The organism is Microbacterium sp. bgisy189, from assembly GCF_057707225.1.
In genome coordinates, this window is record NZ_JBYIPT010000002.1 from 94,012 (window position 1) to 115,888 (window position 21,877).

Here is a 21,877-nt window from a genome sequence, read left to right on the forward strand (position 1 = left end):
ATCGATCACCCCTTGATGTACGGCACGCCGTCGGCGGCGGGTGCGCGGGATTTTCCGACGACACCGGCCACCACGAAGATCGTGACGAGATACGGAAGCATGAGCATGAATTCGCTCGGCACCGGCGAGCCGATGATGCTGAGCGTGTTCTGCAGGTTGGATGCGAAGCCGAACAGCAGCGCCGCGAGGGTCGCCTTGATCGGATGCCACTGGCCGAAGATGACCGCCGCGAGGGCGATGAAGCCGGCACCGTTGGTCATCTCCTTGCCGAAGGCGATGCCGCCGCCGACGGTGAACAGTGCGCCGCCGAGGCCTGCGATCGCGCCGGCGAGCAGCACGTTCCAGAACCGGGTGGCGTTGACGTTGATGCCGACCGTGTCTGCTGCCTGCGGGTGCTCGCCCACCGCGCGCAGACGCAGGCCCCAGCGCGTGTAGAACATCGCGACGAACACCGCGGCGACGATGAAGTAGGCGAGGTAGACGATGACGGTCTGGCGGAAGAACACCGGCCCGATCACCGGAATCTCGCTCAGGAACGGGATCGCGATGCGCGGCAGGCGCGTCGGGTTGTTCAGCGTCTGGGCGTTGGGCTGCAGCACCTGCGTGAACAGGAAGCTCGTGAGTCCCGCGACGAGCACGTTCAGCACGACACCGACGATGACCTGCTCGACGAGGTACTTGATGGCGAACACGGCCAGCACGACCGCGACCAGCACACCGGCGAACGCCGCACCGACCAGGCCCAACAGCGGCTGCTTGGTGATGCTCGCGATGACGCCGGCGGTGAACGCTCCTGCGAGCAGCTGGCTTTCGATCGCGATGTTGACGACACCGGCTCGCTCACCGATGACACCGCCGAGGGCCCCGAAGATGAGCGGCATCGCGCCCAGCAGCGCGCCGGCGAGCAGGTTCGCGACCGGCACGGTGCCACCGGAGGCCGCCCACGTGAGGAAGCCGACGACGCCGACGATGATGAACACGCTCACGACCCACAGGGGTGACCTGCCGACCGAGCGGACGAGCCAGGCCGAGCCCGCCGCGAGCAGTGCCATGAGCACGACGCACGCCCAACCGGTGAATCCGACCGGTGCGACGACGTCGGGCAGGAGGATGGCGTCGGCCGCGGTCGAGACGCGGAACGTCGTCTCACCGCCGCGCGGGGCGGCGATCAGCAACAGGGCGAACAGCGCCGTGAAGACGGCGAGCGCGATGGGTGTCTTCCAACTGCGCACGATGGTCGTCTTGGGCAGCGCATCGGTGGTCGAGACGGTGGCGTGGCTCACTTCGACACCTCCTCGGTCGCGGCGTCGACGTGGTCGGCGGCTGCCTCCTCGCTTGCGGCGGCGTCTTCGGCGATCTTCGCCTTGAGTTCCTTCTTGCGCGCCTTCTCACGGCGACGGCGGTCGCGCTCGTCGGAAGGCAGGAAGAAGATGGTGCGCACGAGCGGCGGCGCCGCGATGAACAGCACGATGAGCGCCTGCACGACGGTGACGATCTCGATCGGCACCTGCTCGGCAGCCTGCATGCTGTAGCCGCCGGCCTTGAAGGCGCCGAACAGGATGCCGGCGGCGAAGGTGCCCCACGGAGTCGACCGGCCCAGCAGCGCGACGGTGATCGCGTCGAACCCGATGCCGGCATCGACACCCGAGGTGAAGCCGGTGGTCGTGGTGCCGAGCACCTGCACGACACCGGCGAGGCCGACGAGGCCACCGGCGATGAGCATGCCGTAGATGTACATGCGCGGCACGCTGATACCCGCCACGCGCGCGGCGTTGGGGTTCTCACCCACGGCGCGGAACTGGAAGCCGAGGCTTGACCGGCGCAGGATCCACCACACGAGCACGGTCGCGAGGATCACGAGGATGAAGCCGAAGTGCAGGTTGTAGCCGGGGCCCAGCAGATCCGGGAGGACGGCGGTGTCCTTCATCGGCGGCGTCTTCGGGTTGCTCGAGCCGGGGGCCTGCAGGAGCCCGGGGGTGCGCAGCATCCACGATACGAAGTAGTACGCGATGTAGTTGAGCATGATCGTCACGATCACCTCGTGGGCGCCGGTGCGGGCCTTGAGGAACCCGGCGATGCCGCCCCACAGCGCGCCGGCGGCGACACCGACGACGAGGGCGACGATCATGTGGAGGCCCCAGGGGAGGTCGAGCGCGAACGCGACCCAGCCGGCGCCCGCTGCCGCCAGCAGCATCTGGCCGCGGCCACCGATGTTGAACATGCCGACGCGGAACGCGAGCGCGACGCCGAGACCTGCGGCGATCAGCGGCGTCGCGAACGTCAGGGTCTCGGTGAACGGTCGGATGCCGCGGAGGAAGTCGGGGGCGCCGAAGTTGTAGATCGACCCCTGGAAGAGCGCAGCGTACGCACCGCCCACGGCATCCAGCACGGCGACGATCGTGTCGAGCGGTCGCGCGAAGAAATAGCCCGAGGCCGCCTGCACGCCTTTGTCGGTGAAGGCGATCATGACGCCGCCGACGAGCAGGGCGAGGATGATCGCGAGTACCGAGATCAGCGCATTGCCCTGGGTGATCTGGCGCAGAGTGGTGTGCCATGTCGACGGCGGCGGAACCTCTGCCGGCGTCTGCGTGGTCATGGCGCTCATGCCGCCGCTCCTTCTCCTGCGGGAGCTTCGCCCGCCATCATGAGGCCCAGCACGTCACGGGGCGTGTCGCCCGGGACGATGCCGACGATGCGGCCGCGGTACATGACCATGATGCGGTCCGCGAGGGCCGCGACCTCATCGAGTTCGGTCGAGATCACGATGACCGGCACGCCCTCGTCGCGTGTCGCGACGATGCGCTTGTGGATGAACTCGATCGATCCGACGTCGACGCCGCGGGTGGGCTGCGCGGCGACGAACAGCGACAGGTCGCGGCTGAGCTCACGGGCCAGCACGACCTTCTGCTGGTTGCCGCCCGAGAGCGTGCCGACAGGGGTGTCGATGCCCTGCGCGCGCACGTCGAACTCAGCGAACTTCTCTTCGGCGAACGCCTCCAGCGCGCCGCGCTGGATCGTGCCGGCGCGCACGAACGGGGCGCCGTCGGCGCGGTCGAGCATCAGGTTCTCGGCGATCGTGAACGTACCGACCAGCCCGTCGACCTTGCGGTCCTCGGGCACGAATCCGACGCCCTCGTCGAGGATGCCGCGCACCGAACGACCGGTGAGCTCGGTGCCGTTGAGGGTGATCGACCCCCGCACCAGCGGCTGCAGGCCGAGGATCGCCTCGGTGAGCTCGGTCTGGCCGTTGCCCTGCACACCGGCGATCGCGAGGATCTCACCGCCGCGCACTTCGAACGACACGTCGTCGACGACGTTGGTGCCGACGGCGTCGCGTACCGTGAGCCCCTCGACGACGAGCGCCTTCTCGCCGAGCTTGGGCGCATCCTTGTGCACCGTGAGCTCGACGGCGCGGCCGACCATGAGCGAGGCGAGTTCGGCGTTGGAGGCGGTCGGCGAGGCTTCGCCGACGACCTTGCCGAGACGGATGACGGTGATACGGTCGGCGACCTCGCGCACCTCACGCAGCTTGTGCGTGATGAACACGATCGAGGTGCCGGCGGCCTTCAGCTCGCGCATGATGCCCATGAGCTCGTCGGTCTCTTGCGGCGTGAGCACCGCGGTCGGCTCGTCGAAGACGATGACCTGCGCGTCGCGCGAGAGCGCCTTGATGATCTCGACGCGCTGCTGCACGCCCACGGGAAGGTCTTCGACGATGGCGTCGGGGTCGACGTCGAACCCGAAGCGTGCCGAGATGTCGCGGACGCGCTGACGTGCCGTTGCGAGGTCGAGGAAGCCGCCGCCCTTGGTGGCCTCGTGCCCGAGCATGACGTTCTCGGCGACGGTGAAGACGGAGACCAGCATGAAGTGCTGGTGCACCATGCCGATGCCGGCGCGCATCGCGTCACCGGGTCCTTGGAAGTTCTGGGGGTGGTCGTCGAGCAGGATCTCGCCGTCGTCGGCGCGATACAGGCCGTAGAGCACGTTCATCAGGGTCGACTTGCCGGCGCCGTTCTCACCGAGCAGGCAGTGGATCTCGCCGGGTTCGACCACCAGATCGATGTGCTCGTTCGCGACGAGACTGCCGAACCGCTTGGTGATGCCGCGAAGTTCGAGCTTCATGATCTCGATCCTAGGGAAGGGGTGCGCCGCGCGCACCGGTGGAAACGTGACGTGGGGAGGTCGGCGTACCGACCTCCCCACGTCAGGAGTGGATTACTGCGCGAGGTACGAGGTGACCTCGATCGAGCCGTCGATGATGCCGGCCTTGATCGTGTCGAGCTCGCCCTGCAGGTCGCCCGAGACGAGGTCCGCGAAGTCGTGGAAGTCGGCGATGCCGACGCCCCCGTTCTCGAGCGTGCCGACGTACGCCGTCGCGTCGAACTCGTCCTGGCCCGCCGCGAGAACGGCTTCTTCGACACCGAGATCCATGAACTTGCGGATCGAGGTGAGCAGCAGGTCGGCGACCGTCGGGTCGGTCTCATAGACGTCGGCGTCGACACCGATGAGCGCGATGTCGCGGCCCGAGTCACGGATGACGGAGGCGGCGCTCTGGTAGATCGGTCCACCGACCGGCAGCAGCACGTCGACGCCCTGGCCGACGATGCCGTCAGCCGCGTTGATGGCGTCGTTGTTGGCCGCGAAGCCACCGGTGAAGACACCGTCGGTGCCGTCCCAGCCGATCACCTCGACGCTCTCGCCCTTCTGCTCGTTCCAGTAGTCGACGCCCTGCTTGAAGCCGTCCATGAAGATCGTGACGGTCGGGTAGGGCGCACCACCGAAGGTACCGACCTTGTCGGCCTCGGAGTACGACGCGGCGGCGTAGCCGGCCAGGAAGGCGGCCTGCGCGGTGTCGTAGACGAGCGGCTTGATGTTCGGCGAGTCCGTCGTACCGTCGAAGTCGTTGTCGACCATGTCGTCGATCGAGACGAAGCTGATGTCCGGGTTGGCGGCAGCGGCCTCGCCGGCAGCGGCGGCGAGCGCGAAGCCGACGGTGACGATGAGCGTGCAGTTCTGGTCGACCAGGCTCTGCAGGTTCGGCGCGTAGTCCTCTTCTGCGTCGGAGGTGACCGTGACCGGCTCGACTCCGAACTGCTCGGAGGCGCGGACCAGGCCCTCGTAGCCGAGCTGGTTGAACGACTTGTCGTCGAAGCCGCCTTCGTCGGAGACCATGCAGGGCTTGAAGCCCTCGACGGCCTCGAGCGTCTCTGCGGGTGCCTCACCCGTCGGGTCGGCTTCGGGAGCGGCGCCGCAGCCGGCGAGCGCGATGATGAGCCCGGCAGCGGCGGTGACGCCGGCGAGCTTCTTGGTGGTCGAGATGGTCAAGACAGCCTCCACGTGGCAGGTCCCGCGGACTTCGCGGGGATCACGCAAAAGTTACCCACTGTGACGGCCAAGTTGCACCCTGCGTGGGCCGCGGGACGGGAAAGGTTACAAAGACGCAATCAATCCGTCATGCACACGGCATCCTGCACCCGGTCTCACGATCGGTGAGTCCGGGTTCCGCCCTCAAAGCACGTCACCGCGACCGGTCAGCTTGAGCGCGTCGACGACGCCCTTCACCCGCTGTGCGTGCTCACTCGTGGTCACCAGCAGCGCGTCGTCGGTGTCGACGACGACGATGTCCTTGACCCCGATCAGGCTGATGACCCGCTTCGTGTGACTGACCACGATGCCGCTCGCCGCATCGGAGAGGATGCGGGCGTTCTCGCCCAGGATCGCGAGGTCGTTCTTGCGACCGCCGGAGTTGAGCTTGGCGAGGCTCGCGAAGTCCCCCACGTCGTCCCAGTCGAAGTGGCCCGGCACGACCGCCAGCTTGCCCTTGTCCGCCGCAGGCTCGGCGACGACGTAGTCGATCGCGATCTTCGGCAGCTTGGGCCACACGCGATCGACGACGGGGCCGCGACGGTCACGGTCATCCCACGCCTCGGCCAGTTCGAGGAGCCCCGCATGCAATGCCGGGTTGTTCGCCTCGATCTCCGCCAAGAGCACGTCGGCGCGAGAAATGAACATCCCCGCGTTCCACAGGTACGACCGATCTGCCACGTAGGCCTTGGCGGTCTCGAGGTCGGGCTTCTCGACGAACCGCTCGACGAGCGAGGCATCGCGCGCGCCGTCGACGATGAGTTCGCCGCCGCGTTTGATGTAGCCGAACCCCACGGCGGGCTCCGACGGCGAGATGCCGATGGTGCAGATGTAGCCCTCGCGTGCGACTTCGACGGCGTCGCGCACCGCGAATTCGAACACGCGGGAGCCACGGATCACGTGGTCTGCGGCGAACGATCCGATGATGACATCGGGTTCGCGACGGTGCAGGATCGCAGCAGCGAGGCCGATCGCGGCGGCGGAGTCGCGCGGTTCGGACTCGAGGAAGACGTTGAGGTCGGCGATGCCGGGCAACTGCTCCTCCACGGCGGCGCGGTGCGCGCGCCCCGTGACGACCGCGATCCGATCGGGACCGGAGAGCGGCTCGAGGCGGTCCCACGTGTCGCGCAGCAGCGAGTGGCCCGACCCGGTGAGGTCGTGCAAGAACTTCGGCGCATCGGCGCGAGACAGCGGCCACAGTCTGCTGCCGACACCGCCTGCGGGAATCACGGCGTAGAAGTCGTCGATGGGAGCTGCCATGCTCCGAGGCTACCGGTGATCGAAAGAACCTCAGTTCCTCTCTCTTCTCTCGATATCGAGAGAACTTAGGGTGCCCTTCGTCGACCGTTCGAACAGACGGGAATAGGATGAAACGGCATCCACGCGCGGCGCAGGGGGCGGATTCCCCGGGACGCAGCGTCGCCCCGATCGTGCGCGAGGTGTCCGTTCATACCAAGGGAGGACGACCGTGTCTGCACCAGCACGCGTCACGCCGTCGGTAGCTCAGACCACGTCCCCGACGCCTCGCGGAACGCTCTATCGCGGCCGCGAAGGCATGTGGTCTTGGGTGCTGCACCGCATCACCGGCATCGCCATCTTCTTCTTCCTGCTCGTGCACGTGCTCGACACTGCGCTGATCCGCGTCGCGCCCGAGGCCTACGACGCCGTCATGAGCACCTATAAGAACCCGATCATGGGTCTCGGCGAGACCGTCCTGGTCGCCGCGATCGTCTACCACGCCTTCAACGGCCTGCGCATCATCGCGGTCGACATCTGGCCGTGGGCGACACGCCACCAGCGTCAACTGTGGTGGACAGTCCTGGTCGTGTGGGTGATCACCGTCGCCGGCTTCGCCGCACGTCACCTGCCCATCGTTTTCGCCGAATTCGCAGGAGGGGGTCACTGATGTCCGCCGACACGCTCGCCGCACCCCGCACCCCCGCCGTCCGCAAGAAGGGCGCCAACCTCGAGAAGTGGGGCTGGATCTACATGCGCGTCTCCGGCGTGCTGCTGGTCGTGCTGATCTTCGGTCACCTCTTCGTCAACCTCATGCTCGGCGAAGGCATCCGCGGCATCGACTTCGCCTTCGTCGCCGGCAAGTTCGCGACGCCCTTCTGGCAGTGGTGGGACGTGCTCATGCTGTGGCTCGCGCTCATCCACGGCGCCAACGGCATGCGCACGATCGTCAACGACTACGTGACCAACGAGAAGGCACGCACCGTGCTCGTGTGGGCGCTGTGGGTCGCCGCCGGCTTCCTCATCCTCCTCGGCACCCTCGTCGTCTTCACCTTCGACCCGTGCATCCCCAACCTCAGCGACGGCAGCGTGCTGGCCGAGGTGTGCGCAGCCTGATCGGCGCGCGGAAAGAAAGCAGCTTGTGAGCACTGACACCGCAGACTCCGTCGTCAAGGACGGCGTGCACTACCACCAGTTCGACATCGTCATCGTGGGCGCCGGCGGGGCCGGCATGCGCGCGGCGATCGAGGCCGGCCCCGGCGCGAAGACCGCCGTCATCACGAAGCTCTACCCGACCCGCTCCCACACCGGTGCGGCGCAGGGCGGCATGGCGGCGGCGCTCGCCAACGTCGAAGAGGACTCGTGGGAGTGGCACACCTTCGACACCGTCAAGGGCGGCGACTATCTCGTCGACCAGGATGCCGCCGAGATCCTCGCGAAAGAGGCGATCGACGCCGTCATCGACCTCGAGAACATGGGTCTGCCGTTCAACCGCACGCCCGAGGGCAAGATCGACCAGCGCCGCTTCGGCGGGCACACGGCAGACCACGGCAAGACCCCCGTCCGACGCGCCTGCTACGCGGCCGACCGCACCGGCCACATGATCCTGCAGACGCTGTTCCAGAACTGCGTCAAGCTCGGCATCAACTTCTTCAACGAGTTCTACGTCCTCGACCTCGTGACCGTGAAGGATGCCGACGGCAACACGCAGGTGGCAGGGGTCGTGGCCTACGACCTCGCGACCGGTGAGCTGCACGTCTTCCAGTCCAAGGCGGTCGTGTTCGCGACGGGCGGCTTCGGCAAGATCTTCAAGACCACCTCGAACGCGCACACCCTCACCGGTGACGGCGTCGGCGTCATCTGGCGCAAGGGCCTCCCCCTGGAGGACATGGAGTTCTTCCAGTTCCACCCGACCGGGCTCGCGGGCCTCGGCATCCTGCTGACCGAGGGCGCCCGCGGTGAGGGCGCGATCCTGCGCAACGCGTCAGGTGAGCGCTTCATGGAGCGCTACGCGCCCACCATCAAGGACCTCGCACCCCGCGACATCGTCAGCCGCTGCATGGTGCAGGAGGTCGCGGAGGGCCGCGGCGCAGGTCCGCACCGCGACTACGTGCTGCTGGACTGCACGCACCTGGGCGCCGAGGTGCTCGAGACCAAGCTCCCCGACATCACCGAGTTCGCCCGCACCTACCTGGGCGTCGATCCGGTCGTCGAGCCGGTGCCGGTCATGCCGACCGCGCACTACGCGATGGGCGGCATCCCCACCAACACCAACGCCGAGGTGCTCGCCGACAACACCACCGTCGTGCCCGGCCTGTACGCCGCAGGCGAATGCGCGTGCGTGTCGGTACACGGCTCGAACCGCCTCGGCACCAACTCGCTGCTCGACATCAACGTCTTCGGCAAGCGCGCCGGCCGCAACGCGGTCGAGTACGTGCAGACCGCCGAGTTCGTCGAACTGCCCGAAGATCCCGCGAAGGACGTTCGCGAGATGCTCGAAGGGCTGCGCAACAACCCCGGCACCGAGCGCATCGCGGTGCTTCGCAAGACGCTGCAGGACGAAATGGACCGCAAGGCCCAGGTCTTCCGAACCGACGAGTCACTCACCGACGTGCTCGGCACGATCGAAGAGCTGCGCGAGCGCTACAAGAACGTGCACGTCGACGACAAGGGCAAGCGGTTCAACACCGACCTGCTCGAGGCCGTCGAGCTGGGCTTCCTGCTCGACATCGCCGAGGTCGTCGTCGTCGCCGCGAAGAATCGCAAGGAATCCCGCGGCGGGCACATGCGCGACGACTTCCCGAACCGCGACGACGAGAACTACATGCAGCACACGATGTCGTACCTCTCGGGCGACGCCGGGTCGTCGAACGCCGAAGACCACATCCGCCTGGGGTGGAAGCCCGTCGTCTTCACGAAGAACGAGAAGGGCGAGTTGAACTACCCGCCGATGGAGAGGAAGTACTGATGACCCTCGTCGCCGACGACGCCACGGCAGAGGCGCAGAACGACACCGGCATCCAGTCGTTCCTCGTCACCTTCATCATCCGCCGCTTCGACCCCGAGGTCGACAGCGAGCCGCGCTGGGTCGACTACGACGTCGAGCTGTACTCGACCGACCGTGTGCTCGACGCGCTGCACAAGATCAAATGGGAGGTCGACGGCTCGCTGACCTTCCGCCGCTCGTGCGCCCACGGCATCTGCGGGTCCGACGCGATGCGCATCAACGGCCGCAACCGCCTGGCCTGCAAGACGCTCATCAAAGACCTCGACATCTCGCAGCCGATCTACGTCGAGGCGATCAAGGGCCTGCCGCTGGAGAAGGACCTCGTCGTCGACATGGAGCCGTTCTTCGCGTCGTACCGCGAGGTGCAGCCGTTCCTCATCGCGAACTCGAAGCCCGAAGCCGGCAAGGAGCGGATCCAGTCGATCGTCGACCGCGAGGTCTTCGACGACACCACCAAGTGCATCCTGTGCGCCGCGTGCACCTCGTCGTGCCCCGTGTTCTGGACCGACGGCCAGTACTTCGGTCCCGCTGCGATCGTCAACGCGCACCGGTTCATCTTCGACTCGCGCGACGACGCCGGCGACGTGCGCCTGAGCATCCTCAACGACAAAGAGGGCGTGTGGCGCTGCCGCACGACCTTCAACTGCACCGAGGCATGCCCCCGCGGCATCGAGGTCACGAAGGCCATCGCCGAAGTCAAGCAGGCCGTCCTGCGCGGCTGAACCGCAACGCTTCACGAGGGGGGCTCCGCCGATGTGGCGGGGCCCCTCGCTAGTGTGGAGCCGTGGCCGACCGTCCTGCTCCCCCGCACCGCGCGGCCGCCGAGGCGCGAGCCGAAGAGGAGGGGCTGCGCCGCCGATGGGAGGCGACCCAGGCATCCCTCCGCGAACGGTTCGACGCGCCGATCGAGCGGGCGACGGCCATCACGCGACGCACGATGGGCATGTTCCCGGTGCGCGTGTGGCGCCATTTCCTGCAGCACAACGGCTTTCTGATCGCCGCGGGCGTCAGCTACCAGGCCCTCTTCTCGTTCTTCGCCGGCATCTACGTCGCCTTCGCCGGCGTCGGCCTGTGGCTGGGCGGCAGCCGCGAGGCCATCGAGCGGATGATCGCCATCATCAACACCTACGTGCCGGGGCTCATCACCGACGATACGGATGCCGGACTCCTCACCACCGAGCAGGTCGTCGAGATCGCCCGGGGCACGGCGAGCGTGCTGGCCGTGACCGGCGCGATCGCGCTCGTGACCGCCGGGTGGACGGCCATCGGGTTCGTCACCTACACGCGCCGTGCCGTGCGCGACATCTTCGGGCTGCCGTTCGACGACCGGTCGTACGTGCTGCTGAAGGCTCGCGACCTGGTGGCGGCCGCCGCGTTCGGCGCGGCGCTGATCGTCGGCTTCGTGCTGACGACGGTGGGCACGTGGTCGCTGCGGGCCGTGTTCGGGCTGCTGGGATGGGGCACCGACTCGATCCTGTTCAACGGCGGCATCCAGGCGGTTTCGGTCGCCGTCTCGCTCGGCCTGAACACGGCCGCGCTCGCGTCACTGTTCTGGTTCCTCACCGGCACGACCCGCCGCTGGCGCACGATCTGGCCGGGTTCGCTGGCCGGCGGCATCGGGCTGACGGTGCTGCAGTTGGCCGCGGGGCTCCTGCTCAGCTACACGCCGAGCAATCCGCTGCTGGCGACCTTCGCGATCTTCGTCGGACTACTGCTGTGGTACCGGGCGCTGGGCATGGTCGTGCTGATCGCCGCCGCGTGGATCGCGGTGACCGCCGCCGACGAGAACGTGCCGCTGCTGCAGCGCAGCGAGGCGCAACGGCTGTGGGACGAGCACCAGGCGCTGCTCGTCGCGGCGCAGGTGCGGCTGCGCACGGCGCAGGATGCTCGCTCGCAGGCGCCGTGGTACCGGCGACTCCCCGCCGATCGTGCGGTGCGGCAGGCGCACGAAGAGCTCGTCGAGGTCGAGGCATCCGCTCCCCCGCGGCCCGGTCGGCGCGGGGCGTCGCTGCTCGACTGACCCCGCCCGGCGGTGTCGGAGGCGCTGGGTAGTGTGTTCTGGTGCCCCGGAACCTTCGCATCGCCTCTGTCAACGTCAACGGCATCCGTGCCGCCGCCCGCAAGGGGATGACGCCGTGGCTGGAGGCGTCGGGTGTCGACGTGCTGACGCTGCAGGAGGTGCGTGCCGAGGCATCCGACCTCGCCGCCGCTTTGCCCGGGTGGCACATCGTCAACGACGAGGCGCTCGCGAAGGGCCGCGCCGGTGTCGCGATCGCCACCCGCGAGCCGTTCGACGTGTGGCGTGTCGAGCTCGGTGACGAGACCCTCGATTCGAAAGGCCGCTGGGTCGAGGCCGAGATCGACGTCGACGGCGAGCTGGTGACGGTCGTCAGCGCCTACGTGTTCACCGGCGAAGACGGCACCGAGAAGCAGGTCGCCAAGTACGCGTTCCTCGATGCGATGGAGGCGCGGATGCCGCAGCTCGGCGAGCTGGCGCTCATCACCGGCGACCTCAACGTCGGGCACCGCGAGCTCGACATCCGCAATTGGAAGGGCAACGTCAAGAAGGCGGGCTTCCTGCCGCGCGAACGTGCATACTTCGATCGGTTCACCGGGGTGGAGGGTGCCGAGGTCGCGACCGTCGACGGCGGGCGTGGCACCGGACTCGGCTGGGTCGACGTCGGCCGACTCTGGGCCGGCGAGGTCGACGGTCCGTACACGTGGTGGTCGAACCGCGGCAAGGCGTTCGACAACGACACGGGGTGGCGGATCGACTACCACCTGGCATCCCCCGCACTGGCCGCACGGGTCGCCGACTACCGCGTGCATCGCGCGTCGGCGTGGGATACCCGCTGGAGCGACCATGCCCCCGTCGTCGCCGACTACGCCTTCGGCTGAGCGCGGTCGTTGAGCGAGCGCAGCGAGACGAAACGCCCACTCCACCCGCCCGGCATAGAATCGATCGGGTGAGCAAACCCCGCCTGTACTCCGGAATGCAGCCCTCCGCCGACTCCCTCCAGATCGGCAACTACATCGGGGCGCTCATGCAGTGGCGGGACCTGCAGGAGGCTTACGAGGCGTTCTTCTCCGTCGTCGACCTGCACGCGCTCACGCAGCCGAACGACCCGGCCGAGCTCCGCGCGAAGACTCGGCGCACCGCGGCGCAGTACATCGCCGCCGGCATCGAGCCGTCGAAGTCGACCCTGTATGTGCAGTCGCACGTGCGCGCGCACACCGAACTGGCGTGGGTGCTGTCGACGATCACCGGTTTCGGTGAGGCCGGTCGGATGACGCAGTTCAAGGACAAGTCGGCCCGATACGGCAGCGACGCGACGAACGTCGGCCTGTTCACCTACCCGGTGCTCATGGCCGCCGACATCCTGCTGTACCAGACCGACATCGTGCCGGTCGGCGACGACCAGAAGCAGCACGTCGAGCTGACGCGTGACCTGGCCGAGCGCTTCAACGCACGCCATGGCAAGACATTCCAGGTGCCGATGCCCGTGATCCAGCAGGACACCGCCCGCATCTACGACCTGCAGAACCCGACCGCGAAGATGTCGAAGTCGGCCGAATCGGACGCCGGTGTGCTGTGGCTGCTCGACGACCCGAAGGTCTCTGCGAAGAAGATCATGCGGGCCGTGACTGACTCCGACGGCACCGTGCGCTACGACCGCGAGACCAAGCCCGGCGTCTCGAACCTCCTGGTGATCTACGCGGCCCTCACCGGCCGCCAGATCGAATCGATCGAGGACGAGTACGCCGGTCGCGGCTACGGCGACTTCAAGAAGGGGCTCGCCGAGGTCGTCGTGAACGAGTTCGGCCCGGTGCGCGAGCGCGCCCTTGAACTGCTCGACGACCCCGCCGAACTCGACCGCGTGCTCGCCGCCAACGCCGCCCGCGCCGACGAGGTCGCCGACGCCACCCTCGCCGCCGTGTACGACAAGGTCGGCCTCCTCCGCCGCGTCTGACCCCGGCATCCGGGCGGTCGTTCGGCGCGGTGGTCCGTTCGGTATTCAGGTTTCCCGAGCGGGCCCTTCGCCCGCCGCCTCGGATTCTCGGGCAAGCGCCTTCTCCGTCGCCAGGCAAGCCTGAATCTTGCACCAAGATCTCGACCGCGCTCGATGCGTCATGACGTGCGACGGCTCTCGAGAAGTCCCTTCAGCGCAGCGAGCACGCTCGCGGGCCGGTAGAGGATGTCTTCGGCGGTAAGTCGGAGCACGCAAAATCCGAGCTCGGCCAAACGTCGATCACGGCGGTAGTCCTTGCGTTGCTGCTCCCAACTCGAGTGGAACTCTTTACTGTCACACTCGACGACAAGCCATTCGTCCACGACGAGGTCGACCCAGCCGACGCCGCTGAAGGCCACTTGCAGATCGACGTGACATCCGAGGCGCATGAGCATCAGCCGCACGAGCGTCTCCGTGCCGGCCTGCGCCGCACCATCGATCCACCTCTTGAGCGCACCGTATCGAGCCGGGAGGGCCGCAAACACTTCGGCGATGTCATCGAGGTCGGCCCATCCTCTGTTGAGCGCACTGTCAAGGGTGGCAATCGCGTACCGCGGCTCCTGGCATCGGACCGCATCGATCAGCGCGTCGATGATGCTGACGCATCCGGCCGTCGGTGGCCGTTCCGGCGCACGCCAGTGGAGGCGAACGGCCCGCTGTGTACGCGGCAGCAGCGACGTGCACCCCGCAGGGGCGCGCATGCGACTCGCGTTCGGCTCCATGTGGACGTGAAGCGGGGTCGCGTCGAAGACGAAGACCCCGAGCTCGGCGAGGAGCGATACACACGCGAGCCGGCCGCCGACACGGACTGCCTGTACGAACAGCTCCGGTGCGTCGCGGGCGACGTAACAGCCTTGCCTCGGACGCAAGATGTCGCCGCGACGTACGGCTGTGGTGATCTCGCGGCCGGAAAGGCCCATTTCGCGGAGTTCCGCCCTCGTCCACACCTCGAACATCCCCCGACACTCGCAAGCCGCGGACACTTCGATTGAACGACGACGCTCGTGCGGGCACAATTGCCCAAGATCGCGAGTTGTGGAGGAGGCGACGATCCGTTCAACATTCAGGCTCACTGGATGCCGGCGCGAGGTGACCGCGCAGTTTTCCGCAGGCCACGGACCGCCGCGGTGCTCCAAGCCTGAATCCTGAACGGGCCCGGCGCGGATATGGTGGCCGGATGGAACCGGTGATGTTGCGGACGGCGCGGCTCGAACTCTCGATCCCGACGGGGACGGATGTCGAGGCGATCACCGCCGCCGCGCAGGATCCCGAGGTGCCCCGGTGGACGACACTGCCGTCGCCCTACAAGCGCACCGACGCGGAGGACTTCGTGCGGTTGTCGCGCTCCTGGTGGGACGAGAACTCCGAGTACACGTGGGCCGTGCGCGCCGGCGGCCAGTGGATCGGGATGCTCGGGCTGCACACCCACAAGTCGCGCCCGTCGCATCGTGACCACGCCGGCGGGGCGGCCGAGATCGGGTACTGGATGGCCTTGCAGGCCCGCGGACGCGGGTATCTGACCGAGGCTGCGCATGCCGTCGTCGCGTGGGGCTTCTCCGCGGAAGGCCTGGGCCTGGCGCGCATCGAGTGGCGGGCCATCGCCGGCAACATCCCCTCGGCCCGCGCTGCCCGGGCGCTCGGCTTCCGCTACGAGGGGCTGCTGCGGCAGGGACTGTCCGATCCGCGCGGCCGTCACGACGGCTGGATCACGGGAGTGCTCGCGACGGACGACCGCACGCGGCAGCCGTGGAGCGTGCTCGAGGACTGAGACGGCGCCGGCGGCGCGTGGCAGGATGAGGTCATGCCCGAGATGCCCGAGGTGCAGGGGCTCGTCGACTTCCTCGACGGGCGGCTGCGAGGCGTGGCGTTCGGCAGGCCGACGGTCGCGAACATCGCGGCGCTGAAGACGTACGACCCGCAGATCGAGACCCTCGCCGGGGCGACGGTGACGGGTGTCTCACGGCACGGCAAGTTCGTCGACATCACGACGGATGCCGGCGTCCACCTCGTGTTCCACCTCGCGAAGGCGGGGTGGCTGCGCTGGTACGACCAGATCCCGGGCACCGTCATCCGGCCGGGGAAGACGCCGATCGCGCTGCGGGTGCGCCTCGCGGACGGCGCCGGCTTCGACCTGACCGAGGCGGGCACGAAGAAGTCGCTCGCCGTCTACGCGGTACGCGACCCGCAGGACGTTCCCGGCATCGCGCGGCTGGGTCCTGATCCGCTGGATGCCGGCTTCACGCGCGACACGCTCGCCGAGATGCTGCAGGGGCGACGCACGCAGATCAAGGGTGTGCTGCGCGACCAGTCGATCATCGCCGGCATCGGCAACGCCTACTCGGACGAGATCCTGCACGCCGCGCGGATGTCGCCGTACGCATTGGCGGCGAGCCTCGCCGACACCGAGGTCGACACCCTGTTCACCGCCGTCACGACCACGCTCGACGAGGCCGTGCGTGCGGCGTCGGGCAAGCCGCCGGCAGATCTGAAGGACGCGAAGCGGCGAGGCATGGCTGTGCACGGCCGCCGCGGTCAGCCGTGCCCGGTCTGCGGTGACGAGGTGCGCAGCGTGTTCTTCGCCGACAACTCGCTCGAGTACTGCGCGACCTGCCAGACCGGCGGTAAGATCCTCGCCGACCGGCGCCTGTCGCGGTTGCTGAAGTAGCCCGGAGCGACGACGAGGCCCCGCCGCGGATTGCGGCGGGGCCCCGTTCAGGCGCTGCTCAGCGCACGTCGTCGTCGACCCAGTCGAAGGACTTCGTGACGGCCTTCTTCCACAGCCGCAGCTGACGGTCCCGCTCCTCGGCGTCGTCAGTGGGCTCCCAGCGGGCATCCTCCTGCCAGTTGGCGCGGAGTTCATCGAGGCCGGACCAGAATCCGACCGCGAGGCCGGCAGCGTACGCGGCGCCGAGCGCGGTGGTCTCGGCGACGACGGGGCGCACGACCGGGACACCGAGCATGTCTGCCTGGAACTGCATCAGCGTCGAGTTCGCGGTCATGCCGCCGTCGACCTTCAGCTCGGTCAGGTCGACGCCGGAATCTGCGTTCACCGCGTCGAGCACCTCGCGCGTCTGGAAGGCGGTCGCCTCGAGTGCGGCGCGGGCGATGTGACCGCGGTTCGCGAAGCGGGTCAGACCGACGATCGCACCACGCGCATCAGGACGCCAGTACGGCGCGAACAAGCCCGAGAAGGCGGGGACGACATACACGCCCCCGTTGTCTTCGACCGAGGCCGCGAGGGTCTCGACCTCGGGTGCCGAGTCGATCAGCCCCACCTGGTCGCGCAGCCATTGGATGAGCGATCCGGTCACGGCGATCGATCCCTCGAGCGCGTACCTGGCCGGCTGGTCACCGAGCTTGTACCCGACGGTGGTCAGCAGGCCGTTGCGCGAGTGGACGATCTCCTCACCGGTCTGGAAGATCAGGAAGTTGCCGGTACCGTACGTGTTCTTGCTCTCGCCACTGTCGAACGCCGCCTGCCCGAACGTCGCTGCCTGCTGGTCACCCAGGATGCCGGCGACCGGCGTCTCGCGAAGCAGGGACGAGTCCTCGGCGTGACCGTAGACCTCGGAGGACGAGCGGATCTCGGGCATCATCGACAGCGGTACGCCGAAGTCGTCGAGGATGTCCTCGCGCCACTGCAGCGTCTCCAGATCCATGAACATCGTGCGCGACGCGTTGGTGACGTCGGTAGCGTGCACGCCGCCGTCCGGGCCGCCGGTGAGGTTCCAAAGCACCCACGTGTCGGTTGTGCCGAACAGCAGGTCGCCCGCCTCGGCGCGCTCGCGCGCACCGTCGACGTTCTCGAGGATCCACGCGATCTTGGTGCCCGAGAAGTAGGTCGCGAGGGGCAGACCGACGATGCCCTTGTAGCGTTCGGTGCCGAGCCCTTCGGTTGCGAGTCGGTCGACGATTGCCTGGGTGCGGGTGTCCTGCCACACGATGGCGTTGTAGACCGGCTCACCGGTGTGCTTGTCCCAGACCACCGCGGTCTCGCGCTGGTTGGTGATGCCGATCGCAGCGATGTCGTGGCGCGTCAGGTCGGCCTTGGCGAGCGCGACGCCGATCACCTCCTGCACGTTGTGCCAGATCTCGGTCGGGTCGTGCTCGACCCAGCCGGCGCGCGGCAGGATCTGCTCGTGTTCCTTCTGCCCGGTCGCGATGATCGACCCGCCGTGGTCGAAGATGATCGCGCGGCTCGATGTGGTGCCTTGATCGATGGCGATGATGTAGTCAGCCATTGGACTTCCTTGTCTGTTCGTGTGATGGATGGTAGCGGAGTCGGCTCAGACGAGTGCCAGGAGCGCAGGCGACGCGAGGGCGGCGAGACCGCCGCCGATCAACGGTCCGACGACGGGGACCCACGAGTAGGCCCAGTCACTCGAGCCCTTGCCCTTGATGGGCAGGAGTGCGTGCGCGATGCGCGGACCGAGGTCACGTGCCGGGTTGATGGCGTATCCGGTCGGACCACCCAGGGAGGCGCCGATGCCGACCACGAGAAGCGCGACCGGCAGCGCCGTGAGGGGGCCGAGGCCTCCGGGTGTGCCGATCTCGATGTCGCCGTAGTCAGCGAACGCGAAGATGACGAACACCAGGACGAAGGTGCCGAAGATCTCGGTGACGAGATTCCAGCCGTAGGAACGGATCGCCGGCCCGGTCGAGAACACGCCGAGCTTGGCTGCGGGGTCTGCTTCGGCATCGAAGTGCTGCTTGTACGCGAGCCAGCAGCCGATCGCACCGAGGAAGGCCCCGGTCAGTTGGCCTGCGACCGCCACGAAGAACAGCCCGACCTCGAGCTTGCCGGCCAGCAGCAGCCCGAACGAGACCGCGGGGTTCAGCTGCGCGCCGGAGTAGGCCGACGTGAGCACACCGGCGAAGACCGCAAGCCCCCAGCCCCAGTTGATCATGAGGGTGCCGCCGCCGAAGCCCTTGGTCTTGGCGAGGATCACGTTGGCCACCACGCCGCAGCCGAGCAGGATGAGCATGCCCGTCCCGACGACTTCGGAGAGGAAGTACAGCCCCATGTTGATGTCATTCATATGTCGTCATCGACCTTTCATTGCACGCCGAACGTCGACCATCGTCGCTCGGTGGTAGGTGGCGCCTGGGATTGTTCGTGTGCGCGTCGACGCCAGGCGTCGCCGACGCGCGCCGTCAGCCGAGCGCGACCAGACTGTCGTGATCCGCGTCGAGGGCGGTGCGGTGGTGGGCACGCAGCACGCGGGTCGCCTCATCGACCTCCGCGGCCTGCGTCTCGGTATCCCAGCCCAACGATGACGCGGCGGCTGCGGCGATCTGGCGAAGTCCGGCGGTTGTCATGCCACCGACGAAGGCGATCGACGTGCGGCGCAAGATGACGTCGGTCAGCGTCACGACGTCCTCGGTCGCGGACAGGTACGCGATCTCTTCAGCGAAGTAGCCGGGGACCGCGCTCAGCTCGGCTGCGCCGGGCGTGACGGCGTCGAGCACGTCGGCGGCGCGGGTTCCGTATCGTTCCAGCATCTGCTCGGCCAGCGCCGCGCTGTGCTCGCCCCGATGGGCGGCGATCCACTTCGCGCGCGTCCGAGGGGTACGCGGGTAGTCGACGCCGCCGCCGATCGAGAGGTCGGCTGTCGATGCGACGCGCTCTCGACCGAGGATCTTCAGCGCGTCCGTCGCGACATGCTCGGCGAGCGCTCGGAAGGTCGTCCACTTGCCACCGACGAGGCTGAGGGTGGTGACGCCGCCGAGCTGTCCGCGCTCGATCCGGTAGTCGCGCGAGACGAAGCCGGGTGCCATGTCATCGTGCCGCGGAAGCGGCCGGATGCCGGAGAACGTGTAGCGGATCTGGGAGCGCTCGACCGTCACGTCGGGGAAGACGTGCCCGATCAGATCGAAGAAGTAGTCGATCTCGTCGTCGGTGCACACCGACTGCTCCCGCGGGTCGGCGTCGATGTCGGTTGTTCCGACCATCACGCGCCCCTTCAGGGGATAGATGAGCACGATCCGGCCGTCGGAGTGCTCGAAGAAGATCTCGTTGCCGCCGGTGGCCGCGAGGAGTTCGTCGTTCTCGAGCACGATGTGCGACCCCTTGGTCCCACCCATGAAGGTCGTCGGTCGCCCGAGAGCCGCGTTCGTCAGGTCCGTCCACGGTCCGCTCGTGTTCACAATGACACGTGCGTTGAACGTGAAGGTCTCGCCGGTGCGTTCGTCGCGCAGCACGACGCCGTCACCGTCGGCGTCGACGGCCGAGACGTAGTTCGCGGCGCGCGCGGCGCCACGTCCTGCCATGATTCCGTCGTGCAGCACGTCCAGCGCGAGGCGTTCGGGGTCGTGCATCGAGGCATCGAAGTAGGTGGCCGTGTACGCCACGCCCTTGTTCATCCGCGGGAAGGCGCGCAATGAACGCTTCTTTCCACGGAAGACGTGGCGGGGAACGGAGCCTCCGTCGCGGGAGAAGGTGTCGTAGATCATGAGGCCGACCTTGATCAGCAGCGCGCCGCGCTCATTCGGCTTGCCGGTGCCGTGGGTGAACAGCAGTCGGAACGGCGCCGTCAGAATCCCGGAGAAGGTCTTGAAGATCGGGATCGTTGTCTCGAGGGGCTTCACGTAGTGCGGTGCGGTGCGCAGCAGCCGGTTGCGTTCGGTGACCGCTTCCTGCACGAGACGGAATTCGCCGTTCTCGAGATAGCGGACACCGCCGTGGACCATGTGGCTCGATGCCGAAGAGGCGCCGGAGACGAAGTCGCCGCGCTCGACGAGCGCGACGTCGATCCCCTGGAGCGCGAGATCCCTGAAAGTCGCGATGCCGTTGATACCGCCACCGATCACGAGCACATCTGCGTGCGGGTTCGATCGCAGCGCGCCGACCTGGGGACGCTCTGCGTCCTGTCGCTTGGTCACCATCGTCGAGGTCCTTCCTTGGAACGTCTGACCAACATCGCGCGGGAACGCACGAATGAGCAAGCTGGTTGCACATATGTGCAGGATTGGTCGAGAATCGACCCGGATCATGCGTCGCACACGCCGATCCCACCACATCGACATGAACGGATGCGTACGGTGGACAAGACGACCGAGGCCCTTCGAGCAGCACAGCTCTACTACATCCAAGGCACCGGCATGGCGGAGATCGCCGCCGAGATGCGGATCTCGCGATCCTCGGTCTCGCGACTGCTCGCGTTCGCCCGTTCGAGCGGACTCGTCGAGATCACCGTCCATTCGCCCCAGGAGGACCGGGATCAGATCGCCGGTCGGATCGCACACACCCACGGCGTGCGGGTGCACATCGTCCCCGCCCCGGATCGCATGAGCGCGGCCGAACGACTCGACCGCACCGCACGCAGCGCTGCACGACTGGTCGCACTACATGCCGACAGCAACACCGTCATCGGCGTCGCCTGGGGCGCGACGCTGTCGGCGCTGTCGCGACACCTGCCGCAGAAGCCGCTGCACGGCGCGCGCGTGGTCCAGCTCAACGGCGCCGCGAACGAGGCGACCTCGGGGGTCCCGTACTCATCCGGCATCCTCCACGGGTTCGCGCATGCATTCGGCGCAGCCGTCGACCTGTTCCCGGTACCGGCACTGTTCGACGACCCGCTGACCAAGCGCGCCATGTGGAGCGAACGGGCGGTGCGGAGCGTCCTCGACGTGCAGGCCCGCGCCGACCTGTTGGTGTTCGGTCTCGGCTCTCCCCAGGCGGAGGTGCCGTCGCACGTCTACGCGGGCGGCTACCTCTCGCGCCGCGACCTCGCTGAGCTCGCGGCGCAGGGTGTCGTCGGAGACTGCGCGACGGTGTTTTTCCGTGCGGACGGGTCGACACAGGACATTCCGTTGAACAATCGCTCGAGCGGACCGTCGTTCGACACGCTGCGCGCCGCGTCGCGACGGATCTGCGTCGTCTCGAGCGGTTCGAAAGTGCCTGCACTTCGCGGCGCGTTGGCGGCGCGACTGGTGACCGATCTCGTCATCGAGGAGTCCGCGGCGCGGATGCTGCTGCAATGACCACCCACCACCACGGCGGGGCACGCCGCCGGCAGGTCATGCGCGGTCATGGGAATGCCAGTGCGTCGGTGCTGTTGAGTACACTCGAGAGCATCAACGTGCTCCGGGGTCGGTGAGAATCCGAACCGGCGGTGACAGTCCGCGAGCCCACAGCCGAAAGGCCTCGGGTTGACCCGGTGGAAATCCGGGACCGACGGTGATGCGACGCGAGTCGCGAGTCCGGATGGGAGGAAGCACGGGCGGTATCTGCTGTGGCGGAGCCGCCCAGCGACGCCTT

The 21,877-nt window shown here is 67.8% G+C and carries 19 protein-coding genes and 1 riboswitch; of the genes, 10 read left to right on the plus strand and 9 right to left on the minus strand.

The genetic code is table 11. From position 1 onward, the window contains the following. Window positions 1-5: 5 nt before the first annotated feature. The 5 genes from AC3ENX_RS03490 to AC3ENX_RS03510 all read right to left on the minus strand — a co-directional run bounded on the left by AC3ENX_RS03490 (window position 6) and on the right by AC3ENX_RS03510 (window position 6,624). Window positions 6-1,283, minus strand: coding sequence for an ABC transporter permease (locus AC3ENX_RS03490; RefSeq protein ID WP_434810472.1), 1,278 nt, complete (start codon window positions 1,281-1,283; stop codon window positions 6-8). Next, a complete protein-coding gene (locus AC3ENX_RS03495; RefSeq protein WP_434810810.1) occupies window positions 1,280-2,596 on the minus strand; it encodes an ABC transporter permease in 1,317 nt (438 codons plus the stop codon). Before AC3ENX_RS03495 ends, AC3ENX_RS03490 begins: the two co-directional genes overlap by 4 nt. A 5-nt stretch (window positions 2,597-2,601) precedes the next feature. Continuing rightward, entirely contained in the window at window positions 2,602-4,122 is a 1,521-nt protein-coding gene (locus tag AC3ENX_RS03500) for an ABC transporter ATP-binding protein (protein WP_434810473.1), read from the minus strand. A gap of 93 nt (window positions 4,123-4,215) precedes the next feature. Further along, the gene (locus AC3ENX_RS03505; protein WP_434810474.1) at window positions 4,216-5,325 is read right to left on the minus strand and encodes a BMP family lipoprotein; all 1,110 of its coding nucleotides are present in this window, start codon (window positions 5,323-5,325) and stop codon (window positions 4,216-4,218) included. 183 nt (window positions 5,326-5,508) lie between these two features. Further along, window positions 5,509-6,624: a mannose-1-phosphate guanylyltransferase gene (locus AC3ENX_RS03510; RefSeq protein WP_434810475.1), complete on the minus strand. Its 1,116-nt coding sequence runs from the start codon at window positions 6,622-6,624 to the stop codon at window positions 5,509-5,511. 208 nt (window positions 6,625-6,832) lie between these two features. Here AC3ENX_RS03510 and sdhC point away from each other — a divergent pair, with 208 nt between their 5' ends. The 7 genes from sdhC to trpS all read left to right on the plus strand — a co-directional run bounded on the left by sdhC (window position 6,833) and on the right by trpS (window position 13,578). Then, window positions 6,833-7,270, plus strand: a complete 438-nt coding sequence (gene sdhC, locus AC3ENX_RS03515) for a succinate dehydrogenase, cytochrome b556 subunit (protein ID WP_434810476.1) — start codon at window positions 6,833-6,835, stop codon at window positions 7,268-7,270. Continuing rightward, window positions 7,270-7,716, plus strand: a complete 447-nt coding sequence (locus AC3ENX_RS03520) for a succinate dehydrogenase hydrophobic membrane anchor subunit (protein WP_434810477.1) — start codon at window positions 7,270-7,272, stop codon at window positions 7,714-7,716. Before sdhC ends, AC3ENX_RS03520 begins: the two co-directional genes overlap by 1 nt. Before the next feature lie 25 nt (window positions 7,717-7,741). After that, window positions 7,742-9,568 carry a succinate dehydrogenase flavoprotein subunit gene (gene sdhA / locus AC3ENX_RS03525; RefSeq protein ID WP_434810478.1) on the plus strand — a complete coding sequence of 609 codons (1,827 nt, stop codon included), beginning with the start codon at window positions 7,742-7,744 and terminating at the stop codon, window positions 9,566-9,568. Beyond that, entirely contained in the window at window positions 9,568-10,329 is a 762-nt protein-coding gene (locus tag AC3ENX_RS03530) for a succinate dehydrogenase iron-sulfur subunit (RefSeq protein WP_434810479.1), read from the plus strand. Before sdhA ends, AC3ENX_RS03530 begins: the two co-directional genes overlap by 1 nt. Before the next feature lie 62 nt (window positions 10,330-10,391). After that, entirely contained in the window at window positions 10,392-11,627 is a 1,236-nt protein-coding gene (locus tag AC3ENX_RS03535) for a YihY/virulence factor BrkB family protein (protein WP_434810480.1), read from the plus strand. 41 nt (window positions 11,628-11,668) lie between these two features. Then, the gene (locus AC3ENX_RS03540; RefSeq protein WP_434810481.1) at window positions 11,669-12,505 is read left to right on the plus strand and encodes an exodeoxyribonuclease III; all 837 of its coding nucleotides are present in this window, start codon (window positions 11,669-11,671) and stop codon (window positions 12,503-12,505) included. Between the two features lie 68 nt (window positions 12,506-12,573). Next, window positions 12,574-13,578 carry a tryptophan--tRNA ligase gene (gene trpS / locus AC3ENX_RS03545; protein WP_434810482.1) on the plus strand — a complete coding sequence of 335 codons (1,005 nt, stop codon included), beginning with the start codon at window positions 12,574-12,576 and terminating at the stop codon, window positions 13,576-13,578. Between the two features lie 158 nt (window positions 13,579-13,736). On the opposite strand, the gene AC3ENX_RS03550 is transcribed toward trpS, so the two are convergent. Then, on the minus strand, window positions 13,737-14,753 hold the full coding sequence (locus AC3ENX_RS03550) for a DUF559 domain-containing protein (protein WP_488184904.1): 1,017 nt from the start codon (window positions 14,751-14,753) through the stop codon (window positions 13,737-13,739). 41 nt (window positions 14,754-14,794) lie between these two features. On the opposite strand from AC3ENX_RS03550, the gene AC3ENX_RS03555 reads away from it, so the two are divergent. Together AC3ENX_RS03555 and AC3ENX_RS03560 are read left to right on the plus strand one after the other, a co-directional pair. Further along, window positions 14,795-15,385 carry a GNAT family N-acetyltransferase gene (locus tag AC3ENX_RS03555; protein ID WP_434810484.1) on the plus strand — a complete coding sequence of 197 codons (591 nt, stop codon included), beginning with the start codon at window positions 14,795-14,797 and terminating at the stop codon, window positions 15,383-15,385. A 33-nt stretch (window positions 15,386-15,418) separates the two neighbouring features. After that, entirely contained in the window at window positions 15,419-16,282 is an 864-nt protein-coding gene (locus AC3ENX_RS03560) for an Fpg/Nei family DNA glycosylase (protein WP_434810485.1), read from the plus strand. A 58-nt stretch (window positions 16,283-16,340) separates the two neighbouring features. On the opposite strand, the gene glpK is transcribed toward AC3ENX_RS03560, so the two are convergent. The 3 genes from glpK to AC3ENX_RS03575 form a co-directional block, all read right to left on the minus strand. Then, window positions 16,341-17,858 (minus strand): glycerol kinase GlpK, encoded by a 1,518-nt coding sequence (gene glpK / locus AC3ENX_RS03565; RefSeq protein ID WP_434810486.1) that lies wholly within the window; start codon window positions 17,856-17,858, stop codon window positions 16,341-16,343. Between the two features lie 45 nt (window positions 17,859-17,903). Beyond that, window positions 17,904-18,656: an MIP/aquaporin family protein gene (locus AC3ENX_RS03570; protein ID WP_434810488.1), complete on the minus strand. Its 753-nt coding sequence runs from the start codon at window positions 18,654-18,656 to the stop codon at window positions 17,904-17,906. Between the two features lie 115 nt (window positions 18,657-18,771). After that, window positions 18,772-20,502: a glycerol-3-phosphate dehydrogenase/oxidase gene (locus AC3ENX_RS03575; RefSeq protein ID WP_434810489.1), complete on the minus strand. Its 1,731-nt coding sequence runs from the start codon at window positions 20,500-20,502 to the stop codon at window positions 18,772-18,774. A 147-nt stretch (window positions 20,503-20,649) separates the two neighbouring features. On the opposite strand from AC3ENX_RS03575, the gene AC3ENX_RS03580 reads away from it, so the two are divergent. Continuing rightward, window positions 20,650-21,600, plus strand: a complete 951-nt coding sequence (locus tag AC3ENX_RS03580) for a sugar-binding transcriptional regulator (RefSeq protein ID WP_434810490.1) — start codon at window positions 20,650-20,652, stop codon at window positions 21,598-21,600. Between the two features lie 95 nt (window positions 21,601-21,695). Further along, window positions 21,696-21,840, plus strand: a riboswitch (FMN riboswitch). Window positions 21,841-21,877 lie beyond the last annotated feature (37 nt).